13 protein-coding genes and 1 pseudogene are annotated in these 18,289 nt (G+C 55.5%); 2 read left to right on the plus strand and 12 right to left on the minus strand.

The genetic code is table 11. The features are described from left to right. Positions 1-70: 70 nt before the first annotated feature. The 5 genes and pseudogenes from qatD to LIX93_RS03975 form a co-directional block, all read right to left on the minus strand. On the minus strand, positions 71-835 hold the full coding sequence (qatD, locus tag LIX93_RS03955; protein ID WP_122677828.1) for a Qat anti-phage system TatD family nuclease QatD: 765 nt from the start codon (positions 833-835) through the stop codon (positions 71-73). Beyond that, a complete protein-coding gene (gene qatC / locus LIX93_RS03960) occupies positions 832-2,208 on the minus strand; it encodes a Qat anti-phage system QueC-like protein QatC (RefSeq protein WP_226502691.1) in 1,377 nt (458 codons plus the stop codon). The genes qatD and qatC overlap by 4 nt, the downstream gene beginning before the upstream one ends. Then, positions 2,205-3,068, minus strand: coding sequence for a Qat anti-phage system associated protein QatB (gene qatB, locus LIX93_RS29695; RefSeq protein ID WP_341352715.1), 864 nt, complete (start codon positions 3,066-3,068; stop codon positions 2,205-2,207). Before qatB ends, qatC begins: the two co-directional genes overlap by 4 nt. 10 nt (positions 3,069-3,078) lie before the next feature. Further along, the gene (qatA, locus tag LIX93_RS03970) at positions 3,079-5,040 is read right to left on the minus strand and encodes a Qat anti-phage system ATPase QatA (protein ID WP_226502692.1); all 1,962 of its coding nucleotides are present in this window, start codon (positions 5,038-5,040) and stop codon (positions 3,079-3,081) included. A 352-nt stretch (positions 5,041-5,392) separates the two neighbouring features. Further along, positions 5,393-6,058, minus strand: a pseudogene (locus LIX93_RS03975) (SDR family oxidoreductase); the annotation flags it as partial. Positions 6,059-6,380: 322 nt separating this feature from the next. Here LIX93_RS03975 and LIX93_RS03980 point away from each other — a divergent pair. Further along, a complete protein-coding gene (locus LIX93_RS03980; protein WP_226502693.1) occupies positions 6,381-7,919 on the plus strand; it encodes an RNA-directed DNA polymerase in 1,539 nt (512 codons plus the stop codon). A 131-nt stretch (positions 7,920-8,050) separates the two neighbouring features. On the opposite strand, the gene LIX93_RS03985 is transcribed toward LIX93_RS03980, so the two are convergent. The 4 genes from LIX93_RS03985 to LIX93_RS04000 all read right to left on the minus strand — a co-directional run bounded on the left by LIX93_RS03985 (position 8,051) and on the right by LIX93_RS04000 (position 13,502). Continuing rightward, positions 8,051-9,088, minus strand: coding sequence for a hypothetical protein (locus LIX93_RS03985; RefSeq protein WP_226502694.1), 1,038 nt, complete (start codon positions 9,086-9,088; stop codon positions 8,051-8,053). A 270-nt stretch (positions 9,089-9,358) separates the two neighbouring features. Beyond that, entirely contained in the window at positions 9,359-10,723 is a 1,365-nt protein-coding gene (locus tag LIX93_RS03990) for an SEC-C metal-binding domain-containing protein (protein ID WP_226502695.1), read from the minus strand. 345 nt (positions 10,724-11,068) lie between these two features. Then, positions 11,069-12,409, minus strand: a complete 1,341-nt coding sequence (locus LIX93_RS03995; RefSeq protein ID WP_226502696.1) for a hypothetical protein — start codon at positions 12,407-12,409, stop codon at positions 11,069-11,071. Positions 12,410-12,572: 163 nt separating this feature from the next. Further along, positions 12,573-13,502: an OST-HTH/LOTUS domain-containing protein gene (locus LIX93_RS04000; protein ID WP_226502697.1), complete on the minus strand. Its 930-nt coding sequence runs from the start codon at positions 13,500-13,502 to the stop codon at positions 12,573-12,575. Positions 13,503-14,036: 534 nt separating this feature from the next. Between LIX93_RS04000 and LIX93_RS04005 the strand changes: the two genes are divergently transcribed. Then, the gene (locus LIX93_RS04005) at positions 14,037-15,152 is read left to right on the plus strand and encodes a DUF3800 domain-containing protein (protein ID WP_226502698.1); all 1,116 of its coding nucleotides are present in this window, start codon (positions 14,037-14,039) and stop codon (positions 15,150-15,152) included. Between the two features lie 958 nt (positions 15,153-16,110). On the opposite strand, the gene LIX93_RS04010 is transcribed toward LIX93_RS04005, so the two are convergent. The 3 genes from LIX93_RS04010 to LIX93_RS04020 all read right to left on the minus strand — a co-directional run bounded on the left by LIX93_RS04010 (position 16,111) and on the right by LIX93_RS04020 (position 18,123). Then, a complete protein-coding gene (locus tag LIX93_RS04010; protein ID WP_122677840.1) occupies positions 16,111-16,446 on the minus strand; it encodes a hypothetical protein in 336 nt (111 codons plus the stop codon). Then, positions 16,446-17,180 carry a metallophosphoesterase gene (locus tag LIX93_RS04015; RefSeq protein WP_226502699.1) on the minus strand — a complete coding sequence of 245 codons (735 nt, stop codon included), beginning with the start codon at positions 17,178-17,180 and terminating at the stop codon, positions 16,446-16,448. The genes LIX93_RS04010 and LIX93_RS04015 overlap by 1 nt, the downstream gene beginning before the upstream one ends. Positions 17,181-17,757: 577 nt before the next feature. Continuing rightward, positions 17,758-18,123: a hypothetical protein gene (locus LIX93_RS04020; protein WP_122677843.1), complete on the minus strand. Its 366-nt coding sequence runs from the start codon at positions 18,121-18,123 to the stop codon at positions 17,758-17,760. Positions 18,124-18,289 lie beyond the last annotated feature (166 nt).

An 18,289-nucleotide genomic window follows, 5' to 3' on the forward strand; every position in this document is an offset into this window, starting at 1 on the left:
AAGACGCACTATGTTGGGGGGCGCATACCCCGGCTATCACTGCCAAAGTGACTGAACGGTGCTGCGATCTTCACGCGCGCAGCAAAGTCCCGAGGTTACGAACAATCTGCGCACCAACCGTGGCAGCGTCTAGGCCCCTGAGGGCTGCAATCCCTTGAACCGCGTCTTTGACGTCGAGCGGAGTCAAGGGCCGATCACCTGCTTGCACGAATGGGCCATCCGTCTCTGTGAGCAACCGCTCAAGAGGTAAGGATTCAACCAGGGCGCGGTGCTTGGTGGACTTCAGCATTTCCACGTTTACGGAAAAGTAACACCCTAAATCCAATGCTCGCCTTGCTTCAGAGATGCTCCCCGTAAACCAATGCAACACCACTTTGCCTCTATCAGGAGGCAAGCAGCGCTCGATGTGCCCCAAGACCTTGGCTGCGGTGCGTACGCTATGAACGGTCAGAATCTTGCCCCCCTGCTCTGAGCAGGCGCTCAGAATCCGCTTGAAGACCCGCTCTTGAGCTTCAAAGCTGCTGTAGAACTTCGGCCCGGCGTCCAGACCGATCTCCCCGACATACTTGGCGTCGGCCAGCAGCCTTTCGAACAAGACAATCTCGGACTCTCGCTGTGCAACCAATTGCGGATGCAGGCCCAAGGCCACGCGTACATGCCGAGAGGTTTGAGTCAGCTCCCTGTTTCTCGCCCAGGCCTTTGGCGTAGTTGTAACCGCCAGGGTAGCGACGGCTTCAGCATCACATTGGCCGATGAGCGCCTCATGCTCCTGATAGAGATCGAGGTGGCAATGAAAATCGACCCACCGGGGGCGCTCGCGGGGTTCGCTGCTCATAACGGTTTGGCTCTCACTCCCGTCAGGTATCTATCCACCTCGTTGAGCCCATCGATGTAGACCTGCTGGTATGAGGGCAGGTCATTGGGGTGATCGCTCAACGGGCCAGGCACGTGGATGTCAAATGTAGGGCTGCTAGGAACGTTCTGCATCCTGCGTATGGCCAACTGAAAAGATCGCACGTGCTCACCATCTGCCTTGTTCGTATCCAGGATTTCAGCATGCAGATCTGGAATTAGATAGGGCGTGATATCGTCACCACATCCATGGGCTATCGCAGCCCGCCTAATGATGCATGGTACGCAGTAGCCGCAGTGCTTTGGCTGCCGATTGGCAGGATCCCTGTGATACCTGGCTTTCCCTGCCGAGGAGCAGGACATGGTCTTGTGAACGTTTTCTTGCAAGAACAGGCGGTCAGCGCACTCCTCGGCCATCTGGCCCTTCGTGCGATGTCCATACATGTTGTGCAGTCTCATTCCGAGACCAAGGCCTGCAAAGATTTCATTCATCCTTGCCATGTAATAGGGATGGGTAGTTCGCGTACTCAATGCCCCCAAACGCAGGGGGTCAAGGGGGACATTCAATGAGATCAAGCCATTCTCAGGCACATGGATGATCATCTCTTCACCAATGGCATCCGCGGCAAGAGCGGCCAACGCAAAGAACAGAAACGACCTCCCTCGAAGCGTATCCTCCCCATCAGACACGGTCACAATGCCTTGCGGAAAACCGACCCGAGCCTGGACATGATTGATATCTGAATCGGGATAGCGCTGCTTCAGCGCGGCAAGACACTGGTCTTGGTAGGTACTTGTGCTGTTGGCATCCCAGTAATGGCTGACCAGCAGCGGGGACTCACCGCGGGCAAGCAGATCAATGGCACCTATGAAACTGTCCATGCCCCCAGAGAAGAGACAAACGCTGGTGGGGTTAGCCGACTGGAACAGGTCACAAGGCGGGGAAAGCTCCTCAAGCCCGCTAGGACGATCTCTGAAGAAAATACCCCACCGATCCCCGGTGAGAAAGTGCAATGTCGACTCGAGCAACGTAGTCAGAGAAGACCATAATGCAGGATCGGAAACGGGCACGTAGAGATCGATCTCGCGTGTCCATGCGTTTTGAGATTCTGACGCTCTCGAGACTCTCGTGTCTGCTGCGGTTAACGCACCTGCCACCAGCGCTAAATCAATAGCGAGCTCACCGGGCGACATCCCCATGGCCGATAGCTGGGCGACTGCCTGTCCGATGCCAAATCCCAGGCGCTGATGACCATCAATGAAGGAAATCTCGGTCTCATGACTACCGGGATGTTGGATATCGATCGTGTCTGTATCGGTACCGCCGAGACGGCAAATGATACTGTGATGTCTCATTGGGCGGCCTCCCCGGCTGCTGCGATGATTTCAAAGGCCGACTCATAGATCCTGCTGATAACCCCATGGATCTCCTGATCCGTCAACCGAGGCAGACCATCCAAACGGTCTGATAATCGCCCGCGTGTTGCGCCAGTAATGAAGGAATGAAGGTCGCTCTGCATCTGCTCTACTGAGTCAACGTCCTCAGGAACAGTGATCCCCCGATGACCAAGGTCGGCCATCACCATGCCTTCGATGGACTGCGATACGAAGTTCAGGAAAAACTCATTCATCATCTCTGGAGCCATGTCGGCAAAACTGGTCTCACCCGATTCCGCAAGCGCAATGACATTCTCAAGCATCGCCTGCCGGGCTACAGCTTCATCGATGGCGCCACCGGGTGGGCACACAAACTCTACAAGAGCGAGAAACACCTCAGAAGAGGGTCGACCCGCGAGGCCGTTCAGGTTCAGTTGGCGCAGTACTTCGGTTGCACCGAATCGCTGCACATCCCGAATCACACCGAGTAGTCGACCGGCTGCTGCGCGCGAGGCGCCCATACGTCGCGCTGCCCGAGCGGCCCCACCTGTCCCGCTCCTGACATAGGTTGACAGTGCCCTACCCAGAGCGCTTGAGCTGCCAGTTCTTGCGAAACGGGTGAACTGGGCACGAGACGGCCCTAGACCTGACGTTCCATTGTTGCTGACAGGCCCCTGAGCTGGCTGATTACTTTGGCCATTTCCGCCTGGACTTGCGCCTGTGCCATCTGAAGGAGCAGGACTGCCTGATTGAGTGGGGGCACTCGATGGCGCTACGTCATCGACCCACGATGGAACCAACCCCGAAGCGGGCCCACCATATCCTTTTGAAGTTCCCATGCTGCATTCCTTAGCCTTTTTGGCCTAGCTCCAACACCTGTTCTGCGACCACTTTGATCCGTTTGTTGTCTACCTGAGCGACCCACTCTTTTAGAACCGCATTGAATGCGGCCTTAGCGGTCGGTTCGACTAGGCACTCGCCCCAGCTAGAGGCGGCCCATCCGCCAAGCTTGTCGACTGGAAGTCCCCGAATAAACTCGACCAACCTGCTCTGAAGCCCAGGATGCTCTTTGACCATGCTGGTCAAGCCATCCAGACCTAGAGGTGGCTTGTCAAAGCTGTCGCCCTGCAATATGCGGTCACGAATAGCATCGAACACTTCTTCGGAGTCGGGGGCTGATAGCTCACGCACTGCCGCAAGCACAGGAGCGCTCTTGATCTTGAGCCGTGGGCCCATCAGGGTTTCTACCAGAGCTTCCAGATGGCTGGTAGCGACGTACCCTGCGAGAGAACTACGTTTGTCCCGCGTGACGAAAACGTAAGGCCTTAGATCGACACCAGCAAGCGGTGGATCGATATTCGCCCAGTTGAGTGCCCAGTCGCTCTTCAGCCACTGCTGAAGCTCTGCGCCAATGGCAATAGCTGCCCTTGGCTTGCTTTTACGAGTTGGCTTGATTTCATCTTCATCATCTTCTAGATCCTTCGGAGCGGCCTTGGCCCGCGCCTCCAGCCCTGCTATCGCTTCTGGAATACCGTCAGGCGCAAGAGACGCAAGCCTTGCGATCTGCTCATAGAAGTCGCTGTAGAAACGTTCGGCCAACATGATTTTAGCCAACACAGGACGGCGTATGTCGCCACCGAAACCACGCTCTTCGGCGATCGCCTGACGCAACATCATGGAGTTCAGGAAGCGTTTGATCTGGCGCGGGTTGCCTCGCGTGCCCTCACTCAGGATCTTTGTCACATGAGCGCTGATGTCCAGGGCCTGGCTGACCTCATCAGGAAGTTTTCCTCCCATCGCAGCCTGCACGACACTGCGCTCAAGGCCCTTGCTCTTCCAAGGCTTCTTCATGTCTTCGCGAGCAATCGCTAGCAGCTTTTGAAATTGGGGACTCGACGAGGTTAGGGCGTTCTCGATCTGTAGCAACGTGATGTACACCCGGGTCTCGGCCAAACCCAGAGCTGGAATGCGAAACGGAACCTGGATCAGCTTCTCAAGGTAGTTGCGGGCATAGCTTGCGGGCCCGGAAGCTTGCGGAAGGTCTGGGAAGTGTTCCCTCACTGCGTATTCAATCATGGCTTCATCGGCGCCGATCACGAACGCGGTACGCTCAACGAACAGGAACAGACGGATCGCTTCGAGTGTTTCAATGGCTGTCTTGGGAAGGCAGCGGTCAAGGTCATCAACGATGACTACCAATTGGTCAATGTCCGCGGCATCCAACAGATCCTTGAACTCTTCACGGAATTTGTGAATATGCTCAGGAAGCTGTTCTGAAACCTCCTTGCCCTCCTTCAGATACTCGCCGATCTTCTCTGCGGCGCCGGTTAGATCTTCCCTGCTGATGTGGTCTGATGGGTTGGTCACAACCGAGGTCACCAGGTCGTACACCCCCTTTAACTGGTCAACTGTAGGTATCCCGGTCATTGCCGTGAATGCGAATCCACCAGCCTTGCGGGCAACCTTCAGCCAATCAACCCGCTTGAGGACTTTCGCGGCCGCATCTGCAACTTTCTTCGAGCCAGGTCTTGCGCGCTTAAGCTCATCGACGATTGTTTCAATGACGACGGTTTTGGCGTCCTCGAACCCCTCAAACGTCCAGCCATTGAACCAAATGCACAGGACGCGGCCATCTGATTCCAGCTCAGCCTGCGTCATACGCAGCACACTGGATTTTCCTGCCCCCCAATCACCGTGCACCCCGATGGTGATAGGGGTGTCGGGAGTGTCCTTGATAAGCCGTACTACAGTCTTGGAAATCGCGTTGTAGTACAGCAAATCAGTTGCGGTTTCCTGGTCGTTTAAAAACACTGCGCAATCCCTCGCATCTGGGTCATGAAGTACCATTTATACAGGCAATCAGCCACTAATGGCCAACCTATGAGCGTCATCAAGCCTCCGCACATGATCGATTCAAAGTCGGCAGTTGCTTAAGGGCTTATGGGCTTCTGAAACATTGCCTGACCCCAGGAGCACCTACCACGACGCTAGGGATTGGCTGGTACATGATGGGGATCACCAGAGTCGAGCTTGGTTTCTGATTCACTGCCCCAAGGTTGCTTAGGCGAAAACGTATGCCTCTTCGGGAGCAGGAGCTCCAGCGCGCAATGCCGCTGCTCTGACGATGGAGGCAACGTTGTTTGTGGGCGAGTCCAGTTTCTCTAGTAGCGGCCCTGCGCATAGGAGCGCGCGTTCGCCACAACTCTTGGGCCTCTGCCCACCCTGCGGTCAGGGGCGTGTCGACCAAGCCAGGCGCCACAGCGTTGACGCGAACGTCTGGCCCAAGCGATGCCGCGAGCAAGCGGGTCATGTGATTAAGCGCAGCTTTGCTTACCGCATAGGGAATCGAGGCGCCCTTAGGACGGACACCCGCATGCGAACTGATATTTACGACGCAACCTGCTCGGCGGAGACGGGCGGCATCGCGCAATGCCGACTCGGCCAAAGCGACAAGGTGAAACGGCGCCACGACATTAACCTCATTAAGTTCGTGCCACACCTGCGAACTGGCAGAGGCAAGGTCGCCGTGCGGTATGACTCTGCTAATACCAGCATTATTGACCAATACGTCGAGCTGCCCCCAGGCGGCAATAGCCTCGTTAACAAGCCTGACCCTGTCAGCTTCGATAGCAAGATCCGCTTGCACGTAAATAGCCTGCTTCATTTCGGCAGCCATAGCGCGACCCGTATCCGCAGAATTTCGGGAATGGAGCACCACTGCATAGCCTGCCAGGCTGAGTACACGTGCAATGGCTGCGCCGATGCCGGAAGTCGATCCCGTAACCAACGCGACGCGTAACTCGTTATCGATTGTCGGATTGGATGTCATATGGATATCTCGAATGGGTTGCTAGAGAACCATACCGTAGCACCAAGCAGGCAACGTCGGCGTCAGACAGTCACGATTCGCAGGTATCCATTTGCGAACTCAGTTTGGCTCATGTTCTGTGGCCCGAAACTACGCTTGTGGTTGAGACTTGCGGCTGCGGGCAGATCAGCTGTTTGCTCCAAGACTACGGGAGTGTGGGTAAATCCAGCGGCTCGCATGGCTAGTTCGGTCATACACCTGGCCGGATGGGTGACCACTAGCGAAATCCCGAATATGCTCGGTAGAGGGTCACCTCCTCCCAGCGAAACTCAAGGTCAATAAAATGCTGCTCACGGAAGATGCGCTTGAATTCGCCCGCCGGCACATCGGTGCCTACTACGACACCGACTTCTTCCCGAAGCCCTTCGAGTTTCTGGCTGTCTGGCACTGTTGGGATGAGGTCAAAGCCTACCTGCTCGCAACGCCTCTGAAAGATGTTTTGAGCAGTCAGCCCCGCGTCTTGCCGTGGCACAAGGCCCGGGGAGGCTGCCGAGTCGTCCATCAACTCGAGCCACTCGATGCGTTGATCTACACCGCCCTGGTTTCCCTGGTGGCCGAAAAGGTCGAGCGGGCGCGCATGGGGCCGGAGGTGTCCTGCGCCTACCGTATCGAGGTCAGTTCCAACAGTTTCTTCTCTCGGGGTTCGGGCTTTGACACCTACCGTGAAAACTGTGAGCGGCTCGCCAGCCAACATAGCTATGTGCTGTCCACGGACATCAGCGATTTTTACAACCAGATTTACCTGCACCGCATCCGTAATGGACTGGAGGAAATCGGCGCCGGCCCTGCCCTGGCCAAGGAAATCGAGTCGTTCCTGATGCGGCTCAATATCAAGTCCTCCCAAGGTCTGCCTGTTGGCCCTGCGGCCTCGATCATCCTGGCTGAAGCGGCGTTGATAGACGTCGATCAGTTCATTGCACACAGGGGACTGGAGCATGTTCGTTACGTGGATGATTACCGGATATTCAGCGACGACGAGGCTGAGCTGAAGGCCATCCTGGAAGACCTGGTGGTGTACCTGCACCAGCAGCACAGGCTTGGCTTGGTCTCAGAAAAGACCAAGATTCAGGACTCTTCGACCTTCCTCCATGTGGAGCTAAGAAACGCCTACCAGCTGGAAAAACTCGACCTGATGCGCAGCATTGAGGCCGGCAATCAGTACGGTGAGTACCATGACGAAGAGGCAGAACAAGATGGGGATGAGGGCGAGGATCAGGATGACGACGATGGCTCCAGCCTTGGGGAACGCCTCTCTGAAGCCCTCATGCGCGCCAAGGAATCAGGTGCGATCGACCTGGGTGTGATGCGAGCCATCATCAGACGAGCCAAGAATGCCCGGGACTATACGATTGCCCCTCTCCTGACTGAAGATCTCGAGTTCTACCTGCCGGTGATCAATGACGTAGCGCTCTATTTCGATGCCTTATCTCCTGCTGATCATTTTGTGCTGGCGCCAGCTCTTACCCATGCATGTCGTCAGGGTCATCTGGAGAGCCAAAGCGCGAAGGTTTGGATGGGCTGGTACCTTGCAAGGCATGTGAGGGCGAACACGCCAGTGTTGAAGCAGTACGTCCAACGGTGCGGCACCGCCATTGCAACTGCTGCCGAGCTTTCCAGAGGAAACCGTGCGTGGTCAAAGGAGGCAAAGCAGCGGGTATCGGGTACAGCTTCGTGGGATCGTCGGGCCCTGATCCTGGCGCTCAGAGGGCTGTCTGACGATGAGCGCAAGGTGAGCCTGCAGTTGCTGAAGAACAGTGTGTCCTTGACCAGGCTGGATGGCTGGGTCTGCAAATGGGTGCAGGACGGAGCACCGGGGTTCTGAGATTCGGCAATCGCTTCGGCCTTGATGGTGATGTTCAACGCGACATCACCACAGGCACTGAGTCAAGGAACGGTTGATGGCAGGCAAGTCAGCTTGGCGTCAACCACGTCCTAGTCCGGATTACGAGGCCCTCAGGTTTCGGCTTGCACCGTTTCCTCATCTGACTCGAGCTTTCTGGGTTTACCCGGTTGGAAGAGGTAACGCCCTTTGGCCAGCAATACCTTACCCACGAAATGCGGGATTGCCAGGCTCTGCAGATCGCGCTCGGGGGCGTCACCCGCCATGCGGTACTGCACCAGATCGTTGTTGTAGAACTGCAAGGTTTTGGCGAAGGCCTGCGCCATCGAATCTGGTTTGGTGGAACGAGGATTTTTATACAACAGCGAAAATGACTCGCCAAACCACCAATGAGCGGTCAATTTGTCCTTCTCTTCCACTGCCTTATGGCGGTGGTAAAGGTTGGTCAGGACGACCATGTCGACGTTGGAGTACTCATCCGTTGGGGCGTAGGATTGATCGGTGAACAGCCCTTGGGAGCCGATCAGATACCCCTCCCATTGCATGATGTCGAGCGGATCATCGCAGCCAACGACCAGTACGTTGTACTCACCCTCACGTGACGCATCCGGGAACTTGCCATGGGCGTCCATCAGATAGTCTTTCAGCTTATTGTCCATGTGCAGGCCCTTTAGCAGCTGATTACCACCGCTCGCAAAGACTTCCTGCAACATGGTGGCCGCGTCGCCATAGTCATCCATCCGCCCCACTGCTCGCATGATGAAGGCGCCGCTCTCGTCAATTTTCTGCTTTGCGGTGTAGTCGGCGCACTTCACTTCGACGTTGAACTTGTACCCTTCACTCTTGAAGGAGCAATCTACGTCCCGCGGCGGCATTACCCTGTCTTCGTACACAAACCCTTCTGGGAAGAAGCGCGCGTAGTGGGTGCAAACTGTGAGCTCAACCGCAGCCTGCAGATACTGCTTTTCAGACGGTTCGGGATCTTCAAGCCGGAGCTTTTTTAGCACCAGGGCTTCAAAATCCGACTTACTCAGAAATGGCCCAATGCATTCCAAGGCCTCCACCACACCTTGGCGATACTCGTTCGCCGGGATGTAGGGATTGCAGACCGTCACTGATAATGGCTCCCGATCCTCTGGTGTTTTTTGCATGTGTCACGTGTCCTGAAATTGAGTGGTTCGTGTTGCCCAGCCCTTCCCCGGCTGGAGCTATGGGCAGATGGGTGGAATCAAGCTCGCGTGGTCATCATTTCGAAGCCATGCAGCTCTACCGAAGGGGGCCAGGGAAGGTGTTGGCACGACCTACCTGGCGTTCACATCCGTCGTTGTGAAAGCACGTGACCTCCACGGGGACTGCTCTCTGCAGTCGTCTCGATGGCAAAACACGGCGTAATTGCGGCAGCACCTAGGGGGCGCCATAGCTCAAACACCATGGCATTTTTTGTACTTTTTCCCCGACGAACATGGACACGGATCGTTACGACCAATATCCAACGACTTGTACTGTTCACGTTCCGCATTCAGATCCGCCAACATACTGAGCCCAATCATCTGGAAGTGCTTCTGGAAGCTGTCGTCGACGACCAAGTTGAGATACACACTTGCTCTCCTGATCCCCTGCTGCGCTGCGGCAGTCAGCAGTTGGCGCGCTCGTTTTTTATCCTGATCAATGAGCTCCCCTTCGTTAAGCACCACCCCGAGCTGAAACTTACAGTCAGCATCGTCTCGCGATACACCCTGCTCAAGGATTGCCACAGCACGCTCAGGGGAATAGCAGGGAGACTCTTGTGCGCTGTAGAGAAAAAAGAGACCAAGGTAGGCTTTCGACTGCTCTGACGTCGCGGCAAAGGTCAGCATTTCTTCAGCTTGGCCAAACTGCCCGATCTGCCGTAGATGGTCACCGTAGTAGACGCTCGCTTGTGGATGTTGACGCGTGGCGGCTTCCTTGAGCGCGTTCGTTGCGAGCCGCTCCATGTCCGTGGCCGGCTCGGTGGTGTAGGCCAGACTCCCGAAGCGATAAAGGGCCTCTGTATCTGCACGCTGCATCCACAAGGTCTCAGAGCCACCGTGGATCTGAATGTACGCCATGGACAGTACGTCCAAACGTGCACTGATCTCGCATGCGCACCGATACATCTCAACAGCCATGGTTTTGAGCGATGTCGCATGTTCTGCGCTGACTCGAGTGGAAATCAGACCACCCCGGCCGCAAGCGCTTAGCCATTCAGCTTCGAGGACGAGCCCGGCTTGCATCTTTGCGTCAAAGGAATCCTCACTCGCAATGGCCTTGCCTACTACTTGCCCAGGTACGAGATCAGGTACCTCGGCAGGGACGATTATCAGCTTGGGCGCGTTGCCGATCAGCAGCCCGTGAAATTCGTAGAGCGCCGACATGAAGAGCTCTCGAGCCTTTCTAGCTTGCTCAATGTCGCCCGTTTGCGATGAGGGTTGCTCATTCTCCCGCAGCGGTGCCAGCGCCTGAGGTGACGCATGCACGGCCTGGTTCCCCCACAAACGAATGCTGTGACAATCGCGTTTGGTGGCGTGGCTTATCAGCTGGCAGTCGTGGAGATAGTTGATACGCCAGCAAAGGTCTTGGTTCCCGAAAGGCAGGCTTAGCTTGTCGCCCACCAGTGAGACCATTAGCTCAAGAAGCTTACGAAACGTGGTCAACGCGTAATCTGGGTAAAGCGTCAGAACTTCGAGCGCAGTGCGGTAGGTACCACTGCTTTGCGCGGAAATTTTTGCCATCACTTCGAGGTCTGTGATGTGTTTGGTTACATCCATGTCAAACTCCTTGGCAGCACGCGAGCAGCGCCAGGCTGCCCGTTAATCAGCAATCAACAGCGGGATTAGTGGAGGGATTCAAGCGGGTCAAAAGCACCATTCTCCTGTTGCCGGTGCGCGATTACGTAAACCCCATCCATCGTAATGACCAACTCGTACTCCTCAACCCAAGCTCTATCCTGAACAGGAGACGTACTGATCGCTACCCCGTCAGGTAGGCCTTGATCCTCACCGCAGAACAGCAAGCCGGTCACACCAATTCGCTGCTCCCTGGCACACAGCAAATACCCTGTGATCCCCTCTGGGGATACAGCCGATCGCGCCCGCTCGATGGCCTTCGGTAATCTATAAATCCGCAAGTTGCCCACTGCTGCGGTCATCGGTTTGTTGTCCATCACCACCGGCAAGCCGTACCCCCTTATCAAGCAGTTCAGCTAGCACCACATCGCGCGATAGACCGGATTCTCCCCCCAGCCTGACCAGAGCTGCAGCAGCCCTAGCTGCAAGCCTTCTGGCTTGGACACGTTGGTTGGTCGAGATCTTCTCCAAACCTCCGCGGCCATGAATAAATGCGCTTCTGAGTTCAAACAGCTCTTCATAGACTTCTGCTGCACCTGGATCATCCAGGGCCGCAGCCAAGCGAAGCGCCACCCTTTCGGTAGGCCCCTTATCAACGTGGTTTCCACGCTGTCTGCGTCTGTAGTCCGCTTGGAGTCCAAGGGCTGCCTCCACGACGGTGAGGTGTGCCATGAACTCATCGATACCGTTCGCCAAAAATGCACGCACCAGGAAATGAATCACCGGTGTGTCGAACAGGCTGGTGTCGGAGGCATATCTGAACTCCGACCAGTGCTCTTGGTTTCGACTCAACAATTGTTCACTCGCCTCATCTGTAAGCGTCAGCAACACAGGGCCCTCTGTTTCTTCGACCTCGCCCCATTCGTCGTGGCGAAACTTAGGCTCCCACGAGAGGGAGTCGGGGTTACGAGGCTCTGAAGGCGCAACAAACAAGTCATCATCGAGCTGGTAAATCCACGGAATCCGAAAGCCCCGCCAGTCCACCTCAGTCATGGATGACCAGTCCTCCCAAGGAGCCAAGAGCAGGAAGAACAAAGCATGCTCGACCGCCGTAGGGAAACGGCTTTCATGGGGGTCGATCTCGCCTAGATCACGACTCATCATCATCGAAAGACCCGGGGTCGAGCGGCCTCCCACGCTCTCCACTACCGGGACGTCCTCCTCCACCACCAGCCAGTGAAATTGTGAGAAGCGGCTTGAGTCGAATGAAAGGTTTGGGTAGTACCTGGTGAGCCGTGGCTTATCGAACAACTCATCCAATTGCGCAGCCGTGAAGTAACCGGTTCTCGCGTCACCAAAATTTAACGTCGGAATGTCTTCGGCCAGATCAAGAGGGCAAATGTATCTGCGCCGCGTGGTCGTTCGGGTGAAGGCCGCGTCCAGCAACGTGTAGGCCTGTTTCGAACTGATGGAGATGGTCTGAGAGCCACCTGAGGACAGACAAGGGAGCCCCAGAGATTTGAGCGCATGATCCAGCGCAAACGTAAGTCCAAACGTGACCCTGCCCTCTTGATACCTTGCGGCGCAGGCCTTTTGTAGCTCGTCGAATTCAGGAGCTTTCCAAAGCCCCCCCACTGGCGTTGTGCCTACGGCCCAGATGGCGTCCATAGCTTCGCTAACTCTAGTATCCACATCCATGTCCAAATCATTGTCCCCATCTGTGCCGGGCAGCGCCTCCGCGGCTTGGCTTCCAAATTGACTCACGGGCAATTACGCATGGTTATGTCGCACCAGACCTCGGTCGCACATGAGAGTCAGTTGGGATCTTAACTCAATCGGGGATCCGCTTTGTCGTCCGCACTGCAGGCTCTGGCTCAAGACATTTACTGCTTGGCGCAACGACTTCGAGGGCCCCACGATACCAGACGACTGCAGGCTCACGTCCTGCTCGGTCTATACGTGTCTCGAATTGCTTTGACTCGTGGAGGATCTGTCGCCAACTGCTATAGCCATACCGTTTCGGAGTTTGTTCCGGGTAGCAACTGGCGATCCAGCGAATGGCACAACCCAGGTGAGTCCAACCGCCCTCGGCAAACTTCGCCTCAGCCTCTTTCAAGCAGGCGTATATGCCGTGATCTGAGCCATCCACCGATCCATGGATCGAGCCGGCATCGAATATCGCCTCAGCGGCTGGGCTTTGGAGCCACAAGGCCAAGGTCTCTTGAGCCTCATTCATGCCCTTGGCCCAGTCACGTAGGTTCAGGTAGTGCTGGTGAGTGATCTTATAGCTCTCCTCCAAGAACTCATCCGCTGCCGAGCAGCCATCCACTGACCAGAGATCGAACCGATCAATAAAGTGATGAACCAGCTGATTGCGCAGACCCACCAGCTCCCGCAGGGCAACCTTCGTCATCTCGTAGTTTTCAGATGGCATCTGAAGCTCGTGCCGATAGCTGAACCAGGTCTGGTCGTCTGTTTCGACTTGCGTTGACTGCGGTCGATCACCAACCGTAGGCGAGGTCATATAGGTATCAGTCAGCATCCCCATCAGTGGGCCCAGGGTCTTCTGCTGGACAGCATTCGCCATCTTCTCTCGGATAGCTTCCAGTTGATCTATCGGGCCATTCAACTCGTGACGGGAGACTATGGCTTTCAGCAGCTTTTCGTACTGCTGCAATTGCAGGAGGCAACGCCCAAGCTTGCGCTGTACCTCCGATTGAAGGCGGGACAAAATATCTGAAGGGGTGGCGGCGTCATCCATGAATAGCGACTCAATCATCAACAGTGGGCAGAACTGGTGCGGCGAGTCTGAATCATATTGGGGGGCTCATAAAGCTTGAATTGTTTCGTAGAGCATGCCCTTTCCAGCGATGCAGGGTTCGATCCTTCCCGCCCACTTTTGGCGCCCTCTAACGGCCCTTATGGCACGGATCAGATGCATAAGTGCCACCCATTAACGCCAACCAAGGTTTAAGCGCCTCCAAACCGCTATGCCTGTCGGCCGAGCTCCAGCAATTCACGTCCGATTTTCCACAGCACAACATCCCGCGATGAAGGCCGACGGCAAGTGCCCCCATACTGCGACGACTGGTCAAATGTTCAGCCTGCTCCAGCCATAAGGTTGGCGAGGCTGCAAGGAAAGCCGCGTGGACGTCAGACCAATTGGGCATAGTCGAACTCCCAGCATAGCTCTACCCTCCGGGCCGGCGTTCCACTTCAAGCCGAGCGCGTGATGCGCATGTCGAGAACGTAGTGACCATTTTGGCTAGACAGCCACAAAGCGGGGGGAGACGACATGAGCGATCAGATGATCCAAGACAACACTGAAATAACGTACTTCATTGACGAATCTGGCAACACGGGGGATCTAATTCTAGGGGGCGAAACCCTGAGCTACGGCGGGCAGCCCTACTTTGGACTGGGATGCCTGGGCATCAAAGACCTAACGCAGTTCGAGGCTGACATCAGCGCACTGAAGCTCAAGCATCGGATACAAAGCAATGATCTGAAATCGACGAAGATCTACAAACATAAGCCAGCCTTCATACTTGACCTAGTAAAGCTGATTGCGAACGACAAAATTCCATTTTTCATCGAGCTGGTGGAGAAGAAATTCTTTGTCGCGACCAACCTAGCTCACTACCTTGTTTGGCCACCTTATTTTTCCGGCCCTGACAGCAAACAGACCGATTTCATCCGTACGGTATTCGCGCAGATACTGACCAAAGAGGCGCCAAACGAACTTTTCACCACGTATTTCAAAGCCTGCCAGAGCCAGAGCAAGGACGATCTACTTCGAGCCTTCGAATGTATTCTCGTATTCGCTCGCTCTGGGCCGACGCCCCAACACGCAGGAATGGTAGAGTCAGTCCTTGAAACAATGGATGACTTTCGGATCATGCTGGCTCAGGAGTCGACGGAAGAAAAGGCGGTGCGCCGTTTTTTACCTTTGCCTGATCCTGGAAAGAAAGGAAAGGAGGTATGGATACTGCCGAATTACTCCTCGCTCACCAATATGTACGCACGCATTAACCATGCTCATGATGGCCAAGTAAAGCGGGTAAAATTGGTTCATGACGTTCAAACTCAGTTTGACGACATCTTATTTTCCGCCAAGAAAGCTGCTGAGGACGCGACTCCTAAGCGAGATGTCTCTCCCATCGCTAACTATCGTTTCCTGCAGCAAGCAGAGCTATCGATCGCGCGTTCTGAGGACTCCGTCGGCGTCCAAGCTGCAGATATTCTTACGGGGTTTATCGTGCGCTATGCCCAAGACCGGCTTGTTTACAACGTCGAACCAGCCCCAGAACTCTCCGCTGCTTTTCACATCATGGCCAATGCTGAGGATGAAACGAAGGGCTATGGGGTCAACTATGTATGGTGCCATAACACGCTAGAGGCACCAGAGTAACGCTAGCTTGAGCCATCACTGCACATACCGCAGAAGCGGACGACGCTGGGCCTTGCTGCGTGCCATTACGAAGGAGCTGCTTGTAGGTTCTTACTATTTTGAGCTTCAACGAGCGTAGCTTGCGTCATCGAAATAAAAGGCCGGTCGGAATCGTTGTGAAGCGGCAGCTCTGATCAAGTGAAGGACGACCTGAACCCTTGCTAGTCGCAGCCTCCATAAGCTACATGACCTTCAACCGCGGCTCATGGTGCCCAAGATCGTGAGGGCACCTGATTCAGAAGCTTGATCGAGACAGACTTTCTGAAGCCTTGGCCCACGAGCACAAAGATCGTGTCACTGGTTTCAAAGATGCCCCGCCCATCGTAGCTGGTCGCGTAGCCGGTCTTGATGCGCTCGTTGTTCTCATAATCGCCGGTACTGTGAAGCAGCACGCTATGGGTGAACAAGACAATGGGCAACCATCCTATGGCAGCCAACGGCTCGGCATCCACATCGGTTACATCAATAATGACCCAAGCAACCGCTGCACAGTATGCTTTGCCCGTTCTGCGACACGTGTCTTGATGAGCTCGGCTTCCGCTTCGGACGCCCCAGACAGCGGATCGCCGTCGAGTGCGATGGCTTCCGCAATATGTAGTAGATGCATCAATCCTCCAATCCCTGTGGTACCTCGTGCTTATAGAGGTGTCCAAAATTCTGTTCCACGGCGCCGGCCGGCTGGATGAGCACATAGCAGCTACCCGTAAACGTATGGGCAAGCAAATACCCATGCTCCCTGGTCAGTTGCATGATGACTGAGGTCTGTATCAGACCACCCTCCAAGAAGCGCTCGCTCAAATCCCCATGGATCTCACCAGCCAGGCACGCCCCATGAGGAAACGCTCGCCGTAGAAATCCGCTGATCCTAGATTTGAAGCGCAGCGATGCAGCTTGAGCAAGTTCGCTAGGAATCTCAATGCTAGATGTCTTCATGATGCCCTTCGGCGCCGAGCTCGCTCACAATCAGAAAGTGATGATCCCCGCGTGGAGTACGCATCAGCTTAAATCCCGACTGAGCTGTCACAAGTTCCAGCGGTGGGGTGGCAACGGTCATGCCGTCAAGGCTCGCCCCAGATTTGTCCCCATACACGATCGCTGCATATCGCAGCCCTACCCTTGCCGCGTTGTAAAGGTACGCATCAATGGTCACACCCCAATCCATGGATTGCGCTCGGATGACCGCACCAGGAATCCCCTGACTCTGACGCTCGACGGCTTCCTTCTCCGCGACACGCTTATGGGCAAAATTGGTCATCAAATCGAAATCTCAAAAAATGGGTCAAAGCCAGTCTGCTCTTTGGGATAACCCCGGGGATTGGAGACGACTCTGCAGCCTGCCAACTCGACGTCCACAGCTTGGTGGGTATGGCCAAAGACCCACAGATCCGCTTTCTCGATGAGGCTAGGCCAATCGTTGGTGTAAGCCGCGTTGAGGTGTCCATCATGCTTCGTCCCAACGACCACGGGCGATGGTGAGTGATGGGTTATGACGATCGTTTTGCCTGCAAAAGGCTGGGCAAGCTGCTCGGCCAGCCAGGCCTTGGCGGCATGGTTGCGAGTGACGAGGTCATCGGGTCTCAGGCGTCGATATCCCGCATCAGCGCGGATGTAGTTGAAGTCATTCATCCACTGCCAAGCCATCCTGCTGGCGGCTACTTGGTCGCCCGTTGAGGAAAAATCCGTCCACGCGGCGGTGCCCAAGATGCGGGTGCCATTGAGGATGAGGGAATCATTTTCTAGGACATGCACGTGGCTTTCTGCGATATCTCGCATTTTGCGCAGTGTCCTGTCGATATGGCCGTCGTAATACTCGTGATTGCCGCATACATAAGCTACCTTGCACTGGAATGCGTCATTTGCCCACTTCACGCCGCGGGCTTTTTTGTCGATGTCGCCAGCGAGGATGACCAAGTCGACGCTAGGATCGAGGGCTGGCGGGTCGAAGCGGTGAAATTCGTTATGCAGGTCTGAGTAAATTCGTAGCTTCATCAGTCGGTCACTTGGGAATTTGCTGTGTTTCGATGTGATTCACAGGTTGTACGGTTTCAGTGCTTCCACACCTGTTTGACCTTCGCACGAGCACCGTTATGAGCTGCTGGTTTCGAGTGCGTTTGAAAATCCATGGGGCCATAACAGCTTCACCTGTGTGGATCCGTATGCCGGATGGCTAGTGGCGTACGCCAGAAAAGCGTGGGCTCAATCCATCCGGCGCCCATTCGCAAACGACATATGCACTGCCATTGCTCGTCTCGAAGACGTGATATCCGTGGCTCTCGAACTGTCGACGTAGGGTGGACGTCCTAATGGTCGCACCATCTCGAAAGCGCCCACGTTGTTCTTGGTAAACCACACCTACCAGGCAGTTGATTTCCTGATCCACCCTCGCACAGCACATGTAAGCGGTGGCAGGGAACTCGAACCGAACACCCATAGCACGTTCGACGCTTGCGGGCGTTGAGGTCGGCTTGACCTCCGCGGCGGTCTGCAAGCTGTTCAAGGATTCATAGTCTGTAGGCATGGCAATTCACTCGATCTGTCCAGGCGTGATGTCCTGTGTTGATGTCCTTCAATGCACTTCGAAAAAAGGCCTGATCGCACCGTTTTCGAAGTACTGGTGGGCCACCACGAACAATCCGCCCGTGTCCGCCTCTACCACCAGATAACCGTTGCGGTGAAACCGCCTCACTACTGGTGGCGTATGCGCTGGCAGACCTGGGGGTAAGAGACTCATGCAATTGCAGAAGATCAGCCCAGTCATCCGCGGCGGCCTATACAGCGCGCATAAGAGAAATCCCACCACGTCATCCTCAGGTATGGCCGCCTTCGCCCTTTGGATGACCGTCGGCAGCCTGTTGAAGGAGAGGTCTCTTATCGTCGACCCGAAGGTCTTGATCATGAATGCCGAAGGATGTGGGAATGCTGGGTTGTTCACTGGTGGTTCCTCACATCAATCCAGGCCTCTCGGCACGCGACCCCGTTCTGTTGCTGCTTACGAGAGGTCAGCACTACCGGCTTCACCCTCTCAGCCGCTCATCTAGTCTCGAGCCGCCTCTGCAGCTGTTCGCCAACTCCCGGACGTAACCTCTGCTGACCTGGGC

Origin of the sequence: Pseudomonas sp. MWU16-30317, from assembly GCF_020515695.1 — a bacterium.
GTDB lineage: Bacteria > Pseudomonadota > Gammaproteobacteria > Pseudomonadales > Pseudomonadaceae > Aquipseudomonas.

Excerpts from the sequence above, each read along its gene's own strand:
- LIX93_RS03985 (WP_226502694.1), bottom strand. The coding sequence starts at position 9,088 with ATGCAAAAAACACCAGAGGATCGGGAGCCATTATCAGTGACGGTCTGC.
- LIX93_RS03995 (WP_226502696.1), bottom strand. The coding sequence starts at position 12,409 with ATGGACGCCATCTGGGCCGTAGGCACAACGCCAGTGGGGGGGCTTTGG.
- qatD (WP_122677828.1), bottom strand. The coding sequence starts at position 835 with ATGAGCAGCGAACCCCGCGAGCGCCCCCGGTGGGTCGATTTTCATTGC.
- LIX93_RS04000 (WP_226502697.1), bottom strand. The coding sequence starts at position 13,502 with ATGGATGACGCCGCCACCCCTTCAGATATTTTGTCCCGCCTTCAATCG.
- LIX93_RS04005 (WP_226502698.1), top strand. The coding sequence starts at position 14,037 with ATGAGCGATCAGATGATCCAAGACAACACTGAAATAACGTACTTCATT.
- LIX93_RS04015 (WP_226502699.1), bottom strand. The coding sequence starts at position 17,180 with ATGAAGCTACGAATTTACTCAGACCTGCATAACGAATTTCACCGCTTC.
- qatB (WP_341352715.1), bottom strand. The coding sequence starts at position 3,068 with ATGGGAACTTCAAAAGGATATGGTGGGCCCGCTTCGGGGTTGGTTCCA.
- LIX93_RS03980 (WP_226502693.1), top strand. The coding sequence starts at position 6,381 with ATGCTGCTCACGGAAGATGCGCTTGAATTCGCCCGCCGGCACATCGGT.
- LIX93_RS04010 (WP_122677840.1), bottom strand. The coding sequence starts at position 16,446 with ATGACCAATTTTGCCCATAAGCGTGTCGCGGAGAAGGAAGCCGTCGAG.
- qatC (WP_226502691.1), bottom strand. The coding sequence starts at position 2,208 with ATGAGACATCACAGTATCATTTGCCGTCTCGGCGGTACCGATACAGAC.
- LIX93_RS03990 (WP_226502695.1), bottom strand. The coding sequence starts at position 10,723 with ATGGATGTAACCAAACACATCACAGACCTCGAAGTGATGGCAAAAATT.